Annotated in this window: 14 protein-coding genes; 1 reads left to right on the top strand and 13 read right to left on the bottom strand. The window is 65.9% G+C overall.

The annotated features are described in order from the left end of the window. Positions 1 to 31: 31 nt before the first annotated feature. The 8 genes from ACX80Z_RS03710 to ACX80Z_RS03745 all read right to left on the bottom strand — a co-directional run bounded on the left by ACX80Z_RS03710 (position 32) and on the right by ACX80Z_RS03745 (position 8,653). A complete protein-coding gene (locus ACX80Z_RS03710) occupies positions 32 to 943 on the bottom strand; it encodes a shikimate dehydrogenase (RefSeq protein WP_459314944.1) in 912 nt (303 codons plus the stop codon). Continuing rightward, entirely contained in the window at positions 944 to 2,182 is a 1,239-nt protein-coding gene (gene mltG, locus ACX80Z_RS03715) for an endolytic transglycosylase MltG (RefSeq protein WP_459314945.1), read from the bottom strand. After that, on the bottom strand, positions 2,179 to 2,772 hold the full coding sequence (gene ruvX / locus ACX80Z_RS03720; protein WP_459314946.1) for a Holliday junction resolvase RuvX: 594 nt from the start codon (positions 2,770 to 2,772) through the stop codon (positions 2,179 to 2,181). Before ruvX ends, mltG begins: the two co-directional genes overlap by 4 nt. Positions 2,773 to 2,790: 18 nt before the next feature. Continuing rightward, positions 2,791 to 5,469, bottom strand: a complete 2,679-nt coding sequence (gene alaS / locus ACX80Z_RS03725) for an alanine--tRNA ligase (RefSeq protein WP_459314947.1) — start codon at positions 5,467 to 5,469, stop codon at positions 2,791 to 2,793. Between the two features lie 98 nt (positions 5,470 to 5,567). Continuing rightward, positions 5,568 to 5,825 (bottom strand): DUF6167 family protein, encoded by a 258-nt coding sequence (locus ACX80Z_RS03730; protein WP_237715275.1) that lies wholly within the window; start codon positions 5,823 to 5,825, stop codon positions 5,568 to 5,570. Between the two features lie 7 nt (positions 5,826 to 5,832). Next, a complete protein-coding gene (locus ACX80Z_RS03735; protein ID WP_019482827.1) occupies positions 5,833 to 6,207 on the bottom strand; it encodes a DUF948 domain-containing protein in 375 nt (124 codons plus the stop codon). A gap of 147 nt (positions 6,208 to 6,354) precedes the next feature. Then, a complete protein-coding gene (gene rpsD, locus ACX80Z_RS03740; protein ID WP_019482828.1) occupies positions 6,355 to 6,981 on the bottom strand; it encodes a 30S ribosomal protein S4 in 627 nt (208 codons plus the stop codon). Between the two features lie 277 nt (positions 6,982 to 7,258). Then, on the bottom strand, positions 7,259 to 8,653 hold the full coding sequence (locus ACX80Z_RS03745; RefSeq protein ID WP_019482829.1) for a replication-associated recombination protein A: 1,395 nt from the start codon (positions 8,651 to 8,653) through the stop codon (positions 7,259 to 7,261). A gap of 92 nt (positions 8,654 to 8,745) precedes the next feature. On the opposite strand from ACX80Z_RS03745, the gene ACX80Z_RS03750 reads away from it, so the two are divergent. Next, positions 8,746 to 9,411, top strand: a complete 666-nt coding sequence (locus ACX80Z_RS03750; RefSeq protein WP_459314948.1) for an acVLRF1 family peptidyl-tRNA hydrolase — start codon at positions 8,746 to 8,748, stop codon at positions 9,409 to 9,411. An 84-nt stretch (positions 9,412 to 9,495) separates the two neighbouring features. On the opposite strand, the gene rpe is transcribed toward ACX80Z_RS03750, so the two are convergent. From rpe to ACX80Z_RS03775, 5 genes are all read right to left on the bottom strand, one after another. Further along, a complete protein-coding gene (rpe, locus tag ACX80Z_RS03755) occupies positions 9,496 to 10,170 on the bottom strand; it encodes a ribulose-phosphate 3-epimerase (protein ID WP_459314949.1) in 675 nt (224 codons plus the stop codon). A 28-nt stretch (positions 10,171 to 10,198) separates the two neighbouring features. Continuing rightward, a complete protein-coding gene (locus tag ACX80Z_RS03760) occupies positions 10,199 to 11,767 on the bottom strand; it encodes an RsmB/NOP family class I SAM-dependent RNA methyltransferase (protein WP_459314950.1) in 1,569 nt (522 codons plus the stop codon). 13 nt (positions 11,768 to 11,780) lie between these two features. Further along, the gene (fmt, locus tag ACX80Z_RS03765; RefSeq protein WP_019482833.1) at positions 11,781 to 12,725 is read right to left on the bottom strand and encodes a methionyl-tRNA formyltransferase; all 945 of its coding nucleotides are present in this window, start codon (positions 12,723 to 12,725) and stop codon (positions 11,781 to 11,783) included. Beyond that, positions 12,722 to 13,330: a peptide deformylase gene (gene def, locus ACX80Z_RS03770; RefSeq protein WP_459314951.1), complete on the bottom strand. Its 609-nt coding sequence runs from the start codon at positions 13,328 to 13,330 to the stop codon at positions 12,722 to 12,724. Before def ends, fmt begins: the two co-directional genes overlap by 4 nt. Before the next feature lie 88 nt (positions 13,331 to 13,418). Further along, a complete protein-coding gene (locus ACX80Z_RS03775) occupies positions 13,419 to 14,297 on the bottom strand; it encodes a hypothetical protein (RefSeq protein ID WP_019482835.1) in 879 nt (292 codons plus the stop codon). Positions 14,298 to 14,468: the final 171 nt, after the last annotated feature.

A 14,468-nucleotide genomic window follows, 5' to 3' on the forward strand; every position in this document is an offset into this window, starting at 1 on the left:
CCTCCAATCCTGCCACGGTGTCGCTGCTGTTTCAGCGCGAGGGCGCTCCGACTGCGTCACACATGACTTTTAGGACCGGCAGATCGTCGGTGAAAGCACCGCCGGAGAACAGCCTGACCTGCTCCACCGCCTGATAGATCAGCATCTCCAGTCCCGGCACGATGGCCCCGCCTCGGGCCTGCCAGACGTCAGCGAGGGGACTCGGCCAGGGGTCATAGGCAACGTCCAGGAGCACCGGCTGGACCCCCGCCAATGCTTCCGGAGCGTAGGACACTTCCTGGGCGAGCGAATCAGCCCCGTGCGGAGGGAGGGTGGAGATGGCGACGTCGGCGTGTCGCAGACCCTCCACGGCGTCGTTCCACCCGCGGACAGCGACGTCGAGCCCGAGGGAGCGTCCGAGGACCTCCAGGGGTGCAGCACGCTCAGGGGATCGGACAAAGACGGTGACCCGGGTGGCACCCAGTTCCTGCAGGGCGGCCAGGGAGGCGGCAGCGGTCCCGCCGCCACCGAGGATCACCGCAGTCTCCGGCGGTACACGGACTCCGCCGCGCCTGAGCGCACCCACAATGCCTGCGACGTCCGTGTTGTGGCCGGTCAGGACGCGGTCTCCCCCCGCGCCGTCGACAGTCACAGTGTTGAGCACGCCCAACACAGCTGCGTGCCCACTCACCTGGTCGACCAGGTCAACCATCGCTGCCTTGTGCGGCATGGTCACCGACAGTCCACGCCAGCCGTCAGCCGTCCGGACCTGGCTGACAAACGACTGGAGGTCTTCGGGCAACACCTCGATGGCCTCATAGCTGCAATCAAACCCCAGGAGCCGATAGGCGGCCCGGTGAAGCGCAGGCGATTTTGAGTGTCCGATCGGTGACCCAATCACTGCTGCCCGCAGTGGCTGCCGGGCGCGGGCTGTGCTGGCGGCGGCGTGCGCCGACCGATTCACCTAGCTGCACCGGCCGGGGTTGTCAGCGCACCAGGCCTGGTATTCCGCGACATAGACGGCGTGCTCGGCGAGTGTTTCCGAGAACTTTGTTTCGCCTGTGTCGAGGTTAACGGTGACCCAGTAGTAGAAGGGCACGTCCGCGGGATTCACCGCGGCATCGATTGCTTCGGCACCGGGTGACCCGATTGGCCCCACCGGCAGACCCGGGTTGGCGAAGGTGTTGTACGGGTTGGACTCGTCGGCGCGTTCCTCTTCGGTGAAGTCGAAGCTGCGCCGGTCCAGCCCATAGGTGACCGTCGCATCCGACTGGATTAGCCCGTTCGTCTCGGTGTTGTCTTCTCCGAGCCGATTCTCGATAGCCCCGGAGACCGCGGCGTAGTCGGCTTCGCCGGCCTCGGCTTCGATGATGCTGCCGATCGTCAGAATTCTGAACTGCTCCTCCGGGTCGGTGACACCCGCGTCCTCGAGGAGGGCGAATGTCCCATCGACCATCGTCTGGATCATCTCGGTTGCGGTGGCGTCGACGTCGAACCGGTACTCTCCCGGAGCGAGATAGCCTTCAAGGCTCCGAGCGTCGTCGGGAAGCCCGAACTGGGTGGGATCGGCGGCCAATTCTTCGAACTCGTCCCGCGCGATGCCGGTCGACTCGGCGAGAATGTCAAGCGTTTCCCCCTGCCGGAGTCCCTGCGCGACAGCCGCGTAGAGGACCTTGTTCGCTTCGACGTCCAGCAGTGCCAGCGCCGCACCCTCGGAGGACATCTGGTAGCTGAGTTCGTACTCGCCGGGCTGCACTTCGCGTCCGTCTGCCACTTGTTGCAGCGCGGAAACGAATTCGGAGCCGTCAGCGACAATATCGACAGATTCCAGGCCGTTGCCGATGGCGAGTGGGCCCGCACCCTCGGGCACCGTGAAGACAACGCTGCCTTCGCCGGGTCCGGGATAGTCGGTGATGTCGTCCAGTCCAAGCAGATCGCGAAGCATCAGGGACACCGCAACGACTACCCCGATGAATCCGAGGATGACCACCAGCATGACGATGGTGCGACGACGGCGGCGACGCTGCCTGGCTTTCGACGGACGGCGGTTGCGCCGGTGGCCCGACCGGGGTTCGAAGAACTGTTCGACGGGTTCGACTGTTTCGTCGTGGGAACCCTGGTACCCGTCGTCGTGCTGGGCGTCGTCGGTGTGACGCTCCGGTTCGCTGTCGGCGGCCGGGAACTGGGGGTGGTGGTGGCTCACAGTTCCAGGTTCCTTTCGCGGCTGTTCTCCGTAATGTCCTGCTCCTTGTTAAGGGTCAGCGGGTCCCCTTGTGGGCGGGCCCGCTGTCGCGCTGCAACCGGATCCCCCACATCCCGCATTTGTGACCTTTGCATATCCATGGCGTGCTGCAGAATTTCGACAGCCGCCGCCTGATCTACCACCTTACGGTGATCGCGGGTATTCAAGCCAGCTTGCCTCAGGGAACGATGTGCCGAAACGGTGCTCAACCGTTCGTCGATCAGCCGGACGCTGGCGGTGAGACCGGCCCTCTGGATCGCGTTCGCCAGCTCCAGCGCATAGCCGCGGGCCATCTCGGCGGACGCCGATTCGGTGCCGCTCAGGTTCCGCGGCAGACCCACGAACACCTGGACGGCTTCCCGTTCGGCAATTTCCCGGACCAGAATGTTGAGGTCCGATTTTTTCTTCAGATCCCGTTTCATCGTCCGGACGGGGGTGGCGAGCAGCGACCCGCTGTCGCTGCTGGCTACCCCCACCCGTACCATTCCGACGTCGACGCCAATTTTGACGCCCCGCGGGTAGTCCCCGGTGCCGGGTGAAGTTTCAGTCATCGCTCTTCAGGCGGGTGATCAGCGGGACGCGACAGCGGACCGGATGGCGGTCAGGGCAGCCTCGATCTGCGCTGGATCGGACCCTCCGCCCTGAGCCACGTCGTCCTTACCGCCGCCGCCGCCGCCGAGGATTCCAGCGGCGACGCGGACCAGCGCGCCAGCCTTCACGCCAGCGGCGCGGGCGTCCTCGTTGGTCGCGACCAGGACAAGCGGACGGTCGTTGCTGATTCCGGCGGTAGCCACCACTGCAGGGCCTGATCCTAGCCGGCTTCTGAGGTCGAGAGCGAGAATCCGCAGGTCGTCGGCTCCGCTCACCGTTCCAGCGTCGTGCGCAAGGAGGCGGACGCCGTCGACGTCGACCGCGGAGCCCACCAGGGCCGCAGCCGACGCGCTGAGCGCTTCCTTCCGCAGCCGTTCAAGTTCCTTTTCGGCGGTCTTGAGCTTCGCCAGGGTGGCTGCGAGCCGTTCCGGCAGCTGGACTGACGGCACCTTGAGCATGTCCGACAACTCGGTCACCAGGGCACGCTCAGCCGCGAGGTGGCGGAACGCGTCCATTCCGACGAATGCCTCAACGCGGCGGTTACCTGAACCGACCGACTGTTCGCCCAGCAGGGTCAACGATCCAATGAGCGACGTCGATCCGACGTGGGTGCCTCCACAGAGTTCCCTTGACCAGTCACCGTCAATTTCGACCACCCGGACGGTGTCGCCGTAGGCTTCGCCGAACAGGGCGGTCGCGCCGAGTGCTTTCGCCTCGTCGAGCTTCATCAGCTTGGTTTCTACCGTGTGGTTGTTGCGGATGGCGATATTGGAGACTTCTTCGATCTCCGACTTGGCGCTGGCGCTGATGCCTTCGCCCCAGGAGAAGTCGAACCGCAGGTACCCGGCCTTGTTGAAGGAGCCGCGCTGCAGCGCTTCGGGGCCGAGGATCTGGTGGAGGGCGGCGTGCACGATGTGGGTACCCGAGTGGGCCTGCTCCCCGGCGTGACGGCGCTGCCGGTCCACGGCCGCCACCACGGGTGCGGTGACCGAAATGTCGCCTTCCCGGACAACCGCGCGGTGGACGCTGAGGCCTTTGATGGGGCGTTGCACGTCGAGGACTTCGACCACGAAGCCGTTGCCGGTGATGAGCCCGGCGTCGGCGGCCTGGCCGCCTGCCTCAGCGTAGAACGGCGTCTGGTCCAGGATCAGGTCGATCTCTTCGCCCTGCGATGCCGCGGGCACGGCAACGCCGTCGCGGACAATTCCGGTGACGATGGCTTCGGTGGTCAGCTCGTCGTACCCGGTGAACACGGTCTGGCCGCTGGCCAGCAACTCGGTGAAGACGGACAGATCGGCCTGGCCAGCCTTCTTTCCGCGGGCGTCAGCCTGGGCGCGTTGGCGTTGCTCGAGCATCAGCGATCGGAACCCGTCGGCGTCGACCGCGAGGCCGGCTTCGGCAGCCATTTCGAGGGTCAGGTCGATGGGGAAGCCGAAGGTGTCATGCAGCGCGAAGGCGTCCTCACCGGACAGCGGTCGTCCTGCGGCCTTCGATTCCAGGACCGCGCCCTCAAGGCGGGCGGTACCGGAGGCGATGGTGCGCAGGAAAGCACGTTCCTCGGCGTAGGCGATCCGGCTGATCCGTTCGAAGTCCTTCTCCACCTCGGGGTAGGTGCCCTTCATCGCGTCCCGGGACGCCGGCAGCAGTTCGGGGAGGCAGGCGCGTTCGACGCCGAGCAGACGCATGGCACGGACGGCCCGCCGGATCAGGCGGCGCAGCACGTACCCGCGGCCCTCGTTGGAGGGGGTCACACCGTCGGCTATGAGCATCAGGGCTGAACGGATGTGGTCGGCCACGACGCGCATCCGCACGTCATCGGTGTGGTGCGGGTCCGTGTCTGATTCGGCACTGGTGTAGGTCTTGCCCGAGAGTTCCGCGGCGCGGTCCAGCACCGGACGCACCTGGTCGGTCTCATACATGTTCTCGACACCCTGCAGCACCATGGCGAGGCGCTCGAGGCCGAGCCCGGTGTCGATGTTCTTGGCCGGCAGTTCGCCGGCGATGTCGAAATCTTCCTTGCTACGGACTGCTGACAGCTGGTATTGCATGAACACCAGGTTCCAGATTTCGATGTACCGCGGGGAGTCGGTGGCCGGTCCGCCGGCAATGCCGTACTCGGGGCCCCGGTCGTAGAAGATTTCCGAGCAGGGTCCGCCTGGCCCGGGCTGCCCGGTGCTCCAGTAGTTTTCCGCTTCGCCGAGCTTCTGGATGCGTTCAACGGGGATACCGACCTGGTCGCGCCAGATGGCGAGGGCCTCGTCGTCGTCCTGGTAGACGGTGACCCAGAGGCGATCGGGGTCCAGCCCGAAGCCTCCGGCGTCGAGTGGGGAGGTCAGGAGCTCCCACGCCATCGGGATGGCGCCTTCCTTGAAATAGTCTCCGAAGGAGAAGTTGCCGCACATCTGGAAGAACGTTCCGTGGCGGGCCGTTTTGCCTACTTCTTCAATGTCGCCGGTCCGGATGCACTTCTGGATGCTGGTGGCCCGGTCGAAGGGTGCCTTCTCACGAGCTGTCAGGTACGGGATGAACGGGACCATCCCGGCGATGTTGAAGAGCAGTGACGGGTCGGTCGATACCAGCGACGCCGACGGCACAACCGTGTGCCCCTTGCCCTCGAAAAACGCGAGCCAGCGCCGTGCAATCTCATGGGATTTCATTGAAGCTTTCAGTCCTTATGGTTTTTTCAGGGCCAGGATCCTGTGGGTCGCACCCCAGCTCGGGGCGCGGGACGGGCTGCCAGGCAGCCCCGGTCCGGTTACTGGCCGGGACGTTCCGGGCGAACTTCGGCGGGGTCGATGCCGAGGGCGGCACGAAGGTCGGATTCGCGCTCCTGCATCCCTGTCCGCAGCGCATCAGCGAAGTTGGCGACACCATCAGTCACTTCGCCCATCGCACGGTTCAACCCGGCAGGCCCGTAGCTGTCGGCGACGGAGGCGAGTTTCCGTACGGCGATGACGCCGATAGCAACTCCGGCGCCCATCCAGATGACGCGCATGATCATTGTGTTTTTCATCGTTTCCTTAGCGGCTGCGGCGGCGGGGAGCGGGCTTGCCTCGACCGGCCAGGGCGGTGCGCACCCCGTAGGAGAACGCGGCAACCTTGATCAACGGGGCACCGACGGTAGCGGCGATCAGGGATGACAGGGCCGAGAGGTTGGCGGTCGCGTCGGAGACGTTGGACGTGATTCCGTCGACATTCTTCAGCTGCTGATGCGTGGTGGTGACGGTGCTTGTCACTTCCTCGATCAGGGGTGTGGTTTCGTTGCTGACACTCCTGATGGTGGTCCGCAGTTCGTCAAACACTTTGCCGAGCTTCCACACCGGTATAGCCAGCAGTGCGACCAGCACCGCGAACACACCGGCTGCGATGAGACCGGCGATATCTCCACCAGACATGGATCGTGTCTCCTTTTGAATCAGGTAGGCCGCCTGGGCTTCGATAGCTCAGCGGCGATAACTTACCTATGTACCTTACCTACTCAAAGGCCCGCGGCGTGTGCCGCGGGCCTTTGAGCGCCGGTCCTTGCTGTAAAAGCTAAGGAACTAGCGTGCGTAGTACTCCACCACGAGCTGCTCTTCGCAGGTCACTGGGACCTCGGAGCGCTTCGGGCGGCGCACCAGGCGCGCCTGGAGCTTGTCCAGCTGGACCTCCAGGTAGCCGGGTACTGCGGGCAGCACATCGCGGTGCGCGCCTGCGGCGGCAACCTGCAGTGGGTCGAGGACCTCACTGCGTGGGTGTACGTGAATGAGCTGTCCTTCGGCGACGCGGTAGGACGGGCGGTCAACGCGTGAACCGTCGACCATGATGTGACGGTGAACGACGAGCTGGCGAGCCTGCGCGCTGGTGCGGGCGAAGCCGGCGCGGAGCACCAGGGCATCGAGACGCATTTCGAGCAGTTCAATCAGGTTCTCACCGGTCAGGCCCTTGGTGCGGCGAGCTTCCTCGAAGACCCGGGTCATCTGGGCTTCGCGGATGCCGTACTGGGCGCGCAGACGCTGCTTTTCGCGCAACCGTACAGCGTAGTCGCTGTCCTGCTTGCGGCGGGCGCGTCCGTGCTGGCCGGGCGCGTACGGCCGACGTTCCAGATACTTTTCGGCCTTAGGGGTCAAAGCAATGCCGAGGGCACGCGAAATGCGAACCTTACGGCGGGCACGTGTGTTGTTAGCCACGAATACCTTCCATTATTTTTGCGGCAAAGTTGCGCTACTGCCCAGTTGGTTTCCCAGTTGAACGGCAGGCACTTTCAGTGTCGCTGGCCTCCACTTGCGGAGAGCCGGGAGTGGCCGCTTCCCGGTACTACAGTTCGCAGTACGCGCAGCCCTGCCCCGAAGTGAACCGCCGGAGCGGGTCATGCCTGAATGAATCAAACCTTCGATGGTGGGTTGCGCAGAACGCGACTTGCCAGTCAACCGTCAATCCTAGCAGTGCTGCGGGCACCGAGCTGAATCACTTGCCGCGGATGATCCGCCGCAGTCGGGCGAGCCTGGAGCCGATGTCCCGTTCGGCCCCACGATCGGTGGGCTGGTAGTAGTCGTGGCCGGTCAGATCATCAGGTGCGTATTGCTGCGCGGCGATGCCGTGCGGCTCGTCGTGGGAGTAGAGGTAGCCGCTGCCGTGCCCCAGTTGTTTGGCCCCCGGGTAGTGGGCGTCCCGCAGGTGCTGCGGAATGCCCTGCCCCCGCCCGGCGCGCACATCGGCGACGGCTGCGTTGATTCCGTTGTACGAGGCATTGGATTTGGGCGCCGTCGCGATATGCACCACCGCCTCGGCCAGGATGATCCGCCCCTCGGGCATGCCGATCAACGCGACGGCCTGTGCTGCAGCGACGGCCGTTTGCAGGGCGGTCGGATCGGCCATCCCGACGTCCTCGGCGGCCGAGATCATCAGCCTCCTAGCCACGAAGCGAGGGTCCTCCCCCGCCTCCAGCATCTTCGCTAGATAATGCAGCGCCGCGTCGACGTCGGACCCCCTCAACGATTTGATGAAGGCACTGGCGACGTCGTAGTGCTGGTCGCCGGCACGGTCGTAGCGCAGGGCGGCCACGTCGACTGCTTTCTCGGCATGTTCGAGCTGCACCAGAACCTGTTCCCCGGGCTCGTCGGTGGCCGAGTGGGCCACCCCGGCTGCGGCTTCGAGGGCGGTCAGTCCCCGGCGTGCGTCCCCTGCGGCCAGCCGGACCAGGTGTTCGAGAGCGTCGTCGCTGACCCGAACCGACCCGTCGAGTCCCCGCGGATCATTCACCGCGCGGGTCAGGAGATCGGCGATGTCCGCCTCGGTGAGAGGTTTCAGGGTTTGCAGCAGGGACCGTGACAGCAGGGGTGATACCACCGAGAAGGAGGGGTTTTCGGTGGTGGCGGCGATAAGCACCACCCAGCGGTTCTCGACCCCGGGCAGCAGCGCGTCCTGTTGTGCCTTATTGAAGCGGTGGATTTCATCGAGGAAGAGGACCGTGGTGGTGCGGTGCAGGTCGCGGGCGGTGAGGGCCTCGTCCATCACCCGGCGGACGTCCTTCACCCCGGCGGTAATGGCCGACAGCTCAACAAAGGTCCGGCCGCGGCCCCGCGCAATCACATGTGCGAGGGTGGTCTTACCGGTGCCTGGCGGCCCCCAGAGGATCACCGAGGACGGTCCTGCCGGGCCGGTACGGTCGGCGTCGCCCGCCAGGGTCCGCAGCGGCGACCCTGGGCCGAGGAGGTGTTGCTGACCCACTACTTCGTCAATTGAACGCGGCCGCATCCTCACGGCCAGGGGGCTGCGGTGGCGTTCGGCACTGGTGACGCTGTGGCTGGTGACGTCGTCGTCGTCGTCGGACCCGTACGCCGCGCTGAATAGATCATTCACACAGCCAAGGCTACTGTGAAGCACTGACGGTCGGGCTATCGGCAGCCGGCCCAGCTGAGGGACAACCAGTCGCAGAGGAAACGGAGACGCTAGTGGGATCACCGCGCCAGGTGCTGGTGTCACCCGAGCGGCTGCCCGGCTGGGTGGAGCGGTTCAGTGCGGGGAACGGCGGTTTGGCTCCGACCGACGGGCTCGACGACGACGCCCGGTCGCGCGGGGCGCTCATGCTCCGCGGCGCCAACGGCTGCGTGGCCGTGCTCCACCCGCCCGGGGAGTCCGGCGGGGAGTCCGCCGGGGACAGCCCGGGGGGCCCAACGGTCGATGACCTGGTCGCGGCGGCCACCAGCCAGCGTCTCATTGGGCTGCTGCTGGTACGCCGGGGCGGCTATGCGGTGGGTGTGGCCGAGCACGGCAAGCTGGTGGCGTCGAAGACCGGCACCAAATATGTCCAGTCCCGGACTGCGGCCGGCGGCTGGTCACAGCAGCGCTTCGCGCGGCGGCGGGCCAATCAGGCGGCCGGGTTGGCCGATGCAGCAGCGGTTCATGCGGCGCGGCTGTTCGCCGAGCACAGCCCCGGCAGCCTGCAGCTGGGCGGAGACCGGCCGCTGGCCAGCGAAACCCTGGCGAACCCGGTCCTGCGCAGCTATCGGGCGCTGCCGCAGCTGGCATTCCTGGTGGTACCCGATCCGCGGCTGGACATCCTCAAGCAGGCAGCAATCGACGCCCGCTCGATCAGGATTGCCATCACCGACCCGTGACTCGGGTGCGGGTTGAGGCGTCGCTGAGCCGGTTGCGGTGCCGGTTACCGGTTGATGCGTCGGTTGACCTGCCGGTTGCCGGACTTACCGGCGTTCGTCCGAGGCGCGTTGAGCGGCGTCGCGGAGACGTACGACAGCCTGATCGGGATCGTCCGCTCCGTACACCGCGGAGCCTGCGACAAAGACTGTTGCCCCGGCGTCGGCGGCCCGGAGGATGGTGTCCTCGGTGATGCCACCGTCCACCTGAAGTGCCACGGGTAGACCGCTCCCCCTGATCGCTTCGGCCGCGCGCCGGATTTTGGGCAGCATGACGTCGAGGAACGGCTGGCCGCCGAAACCGGGTTCGACCGTCATGATTAGCAGAAGATCCAGTTCGCCCAGGAGGTCGAGGTAGGGTTCGACGGGTGTCGCCGGGCGTAGCGCCATGCCTGCCTTGGAGCCGATGCTGCGCAGTTCGCGGGCCAACCGGATCGGCGCCGCCGCTGCTTCGGCATGGAACGTCACTGAGGCTGCACCGAGTTCGGCGTAACCGGGTGCCCACCGGTCGGCGTCGTCAATCATGAGGTGCACGTCCAGCGGAAGGTTACTGACTTCGTGGATCCGTTTGACCACCGGAAGACCAAGGGTCAGGTTGGGGACGAAACTGTTGTCCATGACGTCCACGTGCACCGCATCAGCCGACGCAATACGTGCGAGCTCTGCCTGCAGGTTGGCGAAGTCGGCGGACAGGATGCTCGGGTTGATGCAACAGGCGGTCATGGCGCTCCTTGGGCGGAAGAGGATGGTTCTATGCAGTGCGGCGGATCAGGGCCAGATACATCGCATCCGTGCCATGGACGTGTGGCCAGAGCTGGGCTGTCGACTCGTGCCCGGCGGCCAGCGACCCGGTGAGGCTGACGCCGTCGAGGACAGCGCCCGCGTCGATGAGTTCGACGTCGTCACGGCGGCGCAGGCAATCCTGGACCACCGCCGAGGTCTCGGCCGGGTGCGGGGAACAGGTCACGTAGGCCACAACTCCCCCGGGTCGGACGGCCGTCAGCGCCGCGGCCAGGAGTTCACGCTGCAGCGTTCCGAGTCCGGCAATGTCGGAAGGCTTGCGCCGCCAGCGGGCTTCCGGGCGGCGGCGCAGCGCGCCGAGTCCGGTGCAGGGGGCGTCCACCAGGACGCGGTCAAAGGTGTCGGGGAAATCCTCGGCGACCGTTCGACCGTCGCCGACCCGGACGGACCAGACCGCAGGGTCAAGCGGCCGGAGTGCCTGCCGCACCAGCTGGGCCCGGTGCTCCAACGGCTCATTGGCCACCAGCGTGTTGCCCCGCTGCTGTGCCAGGGCACCCAGCAGTGCCGACTTGCCGCCGGGGCCAGCGCACAGGTCCAGCCACTGCTCGGAGTGGCCGGCAGCGCCGGTTTTCACCGACCCCGCTCCGTCTTCCGCCGCCTCCGGTTTCATGGCTTCCGACTCAACTGGCTCCAGCTTCACTGCCGCGAGGGCACGGGCAACCAACTGGGATCCGGCATCCTGGACCCGGGTGGTGCCGGTCCTGATGCTTTCCAGGCGGCCGACGTCGCCCGCTGAGAACAGTGCCGATCCTTCGGCCAGCTCCCCGGGAACAGCCCCGGCTTCGAACGCCTCATCGAGGGACCCCAGTCCGGGGAGTGCCAGTAAATTGACCACCGGTGCCGCGTTGTTCGCCGCGAGCAGCGTTTCTATCTCGGACACGTCCCGGCCGTGGTCGACGAGGGCCTGCCGGAGCGCCCGGACAATCCACTCCGGGTGGCTGTGGGTAAGCGAACTGATCTTGGTGGCATCGGTCAGGCCAGCGGTGAGTTCTGCTGTCCACTCCTCAAGGGATTTCGATGAAACCCGCCGCAGGACTGCATTGATCAGAGCCGACGGTCCGGCACCGATGACGGCGCGGGCGAGGCCGACGGTCTGGTCCAGTGCAGCATGAGCGGGAACCCGCATGGCGAGCAGCTGGTGCGTGCCGATCCGCAGGGCATCGAGGATGGCAGGATCGAGCTTCTCCAGGGGGCGGTCGACGCACTTCGCCAACACCGCGTCATACGTGCCCTGGCCGCGCAACGCTCCGTAGGCCAGTTCGGTGGCAAAGCCTGCGTCGCGCTTGTCGAGCTTGTGTTTGCGGATGCTGACCGGCAGCACCAGGTTGGCGTAGGCGTCGTCGGCGGCGACGGCGCGGAGCACCTCGAAGGCGACCAGTCGTGCCGGGTCGGCGCGTCGGGTCCGCTCCGATGGTGCGGCGGTGGAGAACCCGCGCGGCTCTGACCTGTTACGTTCCCGTCCGGCCGCATTGCGACGGCGGTCGGAACCGCCCGCTTTGCCCTGCCCTGGATTGCTCACGAAAATAACCTCGTCACGAAAAAACCAGCTCTCCTTGTTGAAGGGCGCCGCGCGCCCAGTCCTGTGCACGCATCATCTTTTTCCCAGCAGGCTGAATATCGCCCAGCACCACGGGAGTGGAGCCTGTTCCGACCAGCACGGCAGCGCCGGCCATCGTCACTTCGCCCGGGGCGAGAGCCGCAACCGCGTCCGCACCCACATCGGGATTCGCGACCCACGGCGACACCGGGCCCACCTTTACCCGCTGATCACCCAGCTGGGTCCAGGCGCCCGGCTCGGGTGTCACACCATTGATCCGTCGGCGGACAGCAAGAGCCGGCTGGCCCCAATCCACCCGGGCATCGTCGATGGTGAGTTTGGGTGCCAGGCTGATATCTCCCTGTTGGGGAACCGCCACGGCCTGGCCGGCAGCGATGGCTGACAGGGTCTGGACCAGCAGGACGGCGCCACTGTGGGCTAGCCGTTCCAGCAACTCGCCACTGGTGTCGCTGGGTTGCACCGTTTCGGTCATGGTGCCGAAGACCGGCCCCGTGTCGAGGCCCGCTTCCAGGCGGAAGGTGGAGGCTCCGGTGATTTCGTCGCCGGCGATGACTGAGTGCTGCACCGGGGCGGCACCGCGCCAGGATGGCAGCAGCGAGAAATGGAGGTTGATCCAGCCATGCTGCGGCAGCTCCAGCGCTGGCTGCGGAACCAGCCCGCCGTAGGCAACGATGGCTGCCACTGCGATATTGAGGTCGGCAATCTGCGCGGTGACTGCGCCGTCAATCCGGTTGGCGCGAATGACCGGGAGATTCAGTTCCGCCGCTCGGGCGGCTACCGGACTGGGCGTCATGATCCGTTTACGGCCCAGTGGCGCGTCTTCACGTGTCAGCACCGCGACGACGTCGAACCCGGCAGCCACCAGCGCGTCGAGGGAGGGCACCGCCACGGCCGGAGTGCCTGCAAAGAGCACCCTCATGATCGTCTGGCCCCACTCCGGCTCGTCCCAGTGGTTGGTCGGGCGGTTGACGCTCCGAGCCCGAAACTGGAACCGAGTGACTGTGACCGGTCACGGGTGGTCTGGTCGGCAACCGAGGAGTAGGCCGAGCTCCGGATGGCACGCATGGCGGCTTTGCGGTGCTCCCCGTCGAGGCGTTCGATGTACAGGGAGCCGTTGAGGTGGTCGGTCTCGTGCTGGAAGCAGCGGGCGAGCATACCGGTGCCCTCATAGGCGACAGCGTCACCATGGATATCCACGCCAGTCACTCGCGCCCAGTCCGCGCGCTTCAACGGGTAGCCGAGTCCGGGGATCGACAGGCAACCTTCCAGTTCCTCGTCCCCGGTCCCGGTTTTTACCTCCAGGACAGGGTTGATGACGTACCCGGAAACGTCGTCGATCCTGAAGGTGAAGACCCTCAGGCTCACCCCCACCTGGGGCGCTGCGAGTCCGGCGCCATGCACGTCGTCCATGGTTTCCATCATGTCGGAAACCAGTCTGGCGAGCTCGGGTCCAAAATTGGTGACCTCGGCAGAGGGGGTTCTCAGTACCGGGTCGCCGATGATCCGAATGCTCAAGACGGCCATGCTCTCCGTGGTCCTAACGTTGGGAATACTTCACTTTGGGTCGATGCCATTCTAGGCGCGAACCTCGTCGACCTCGGTCGAAGGAAGGCTAGCCGACCATCCCGCTTGCCGTGACGCCCGCGGCGGGTACCGGCGGTGGGCCGATGGGCAGCAGCGCGCGGCCGGCGGCGGCGGCGTCGAGCCCGGCCTCCCAGGACCGGCGCAGGGCGCAGAACCGGAACCAGTGCTCTTTCAGGACCTCGGGGTTGGCGCGCATGGCGCGTACCTCGGTCTTACCGATTGCGACTCCCAGCAGGATCAGCTCGTGGTCATACTTCCACGGCTCCCAGACCCCCTTCTCGCCGTCAACCAGGCTTTCCTGAGCTTTCATGCCGGCCACCAGCTGCATCACCACTTTGTCGTCCAGCGGCTTGACCTGTCCGTCACGGTCGGTGTTCTTGGTCTTGAAGTCGATCAGGCACAGCCGTCCCCCAATCTCGGCCAGTAGGTCAAGTGTCCCGGCGTAACCGACCTCGTCGTTCCAGACGGTCAATTCAGCAGCGATCGGGCGGACCTGGTAGAGCGTCCACCATTCGTCAAACCGGTCGGCGAAGGCTTCCTCGCCGTTCTCCACCAGGGCTAGCCGGGCGGCGTCGACGTCGTGCGCCTGTTCCAGATCACGAAGCGCCACCTGTTCGCAGTAGTAGTGCACCCGGGTGCCTCTGCCCGCTGCCTCATCGCGGTACCGCTCCGCAGCGACTGATGCGTCCTTCACGACGGTCCGGAGCTGCGCCGGATTGCCCAGTGCCGCGGGGACACGGGGATCATTGGCGACGGCGTTGGCAGCCATGTAGCCGATCCACCCGTCCAGCGACGCAGCAGCCTGCGAGATCACTGTGGTGATCGAGGGGACTATCGGGCGGTCCCTGGTGGAGCGGGAATACATGCGTCCGTGCTCTGTTGAGTGAGCCAGCAGCGGTTGTGTCATGCTTCCAGTCTGACATCGGATACTGACAATCTACATTTGGCCCGAATCTGACGCTGGTGGACGCGGATTGGACGAACCCCATTTCCTCCTATAGAGTTTTTACTCGTTGGAAAACGACGAATAACCCTGCAAATCCAAGGATTTTCACTGGGTTATGGATCATCACTCAAC

The organism is Arthrobacter sp. TMT4-20 (genome assembly GCF_054510775.1).

What these genes read in the sequence shown, in the direction of transcription:
- ruvX (WP_459314946.1), bottom strand. Translation starts at nt 2,772, where the DNA reads ATGACTGAAACTTCACCCGGCACCGGGGACTACCCGCGGGGCGTCAAA.
- alaS (WP_459314947.1), bottom strand. Translation starts at nt 5,469, where the DNA reads ATGAAATCCCATGAGATTGCACGGCGCTGGCTCGCGTTTTTCGAGGGC.
- ACX80Z_RS03730 (WP_237715275.1), bottom strand. Translation starts at nt 5,825, where the DNA reads ATGAAAAACACAATGATCATGCGCGTCATCTGGATGGGCGCCGGAGTT.
- ACX80Z_RS03735 (WP_019482827.1), bottom strand. Translation starts at nt 6,207, where the DNA reads ATGTCTGGTGGAGATATCGCCGGTCTCATCGCAGCCGGTGTGTTCGCG.
- rpe (WP_459314949.1), bottom strand. Translation starts at nt 10,170, where the DNA reads ATGACCGCCTGTTGCATCAACCCGAGCATCCTGTCCGCCGACTTCGCC.
- fmt (WP_019482833.1), bottom strand. Translation starts at nt 12,725, where the DNA reads ATGAGGGTGCTCTTTGCAGGCACTCCGGCCGTGGCGGTGCCCTCCCTC.
- def (WP_459314951.1), bottom strand. Translation starts at nt 13,330, where the DNA reads ATGGCCGTCTTGAGCATTCGGATCATCGGCGACCCGGTACTGAGAACC.
- ACX80Z_RS03775 (WP_019482835.1), bottom strand. Translation starts at nt 14,297, where the DNA reads ATGACACAACCGCTGCTGGCTCACTCAACAGAGCACGGACGCATGTAT.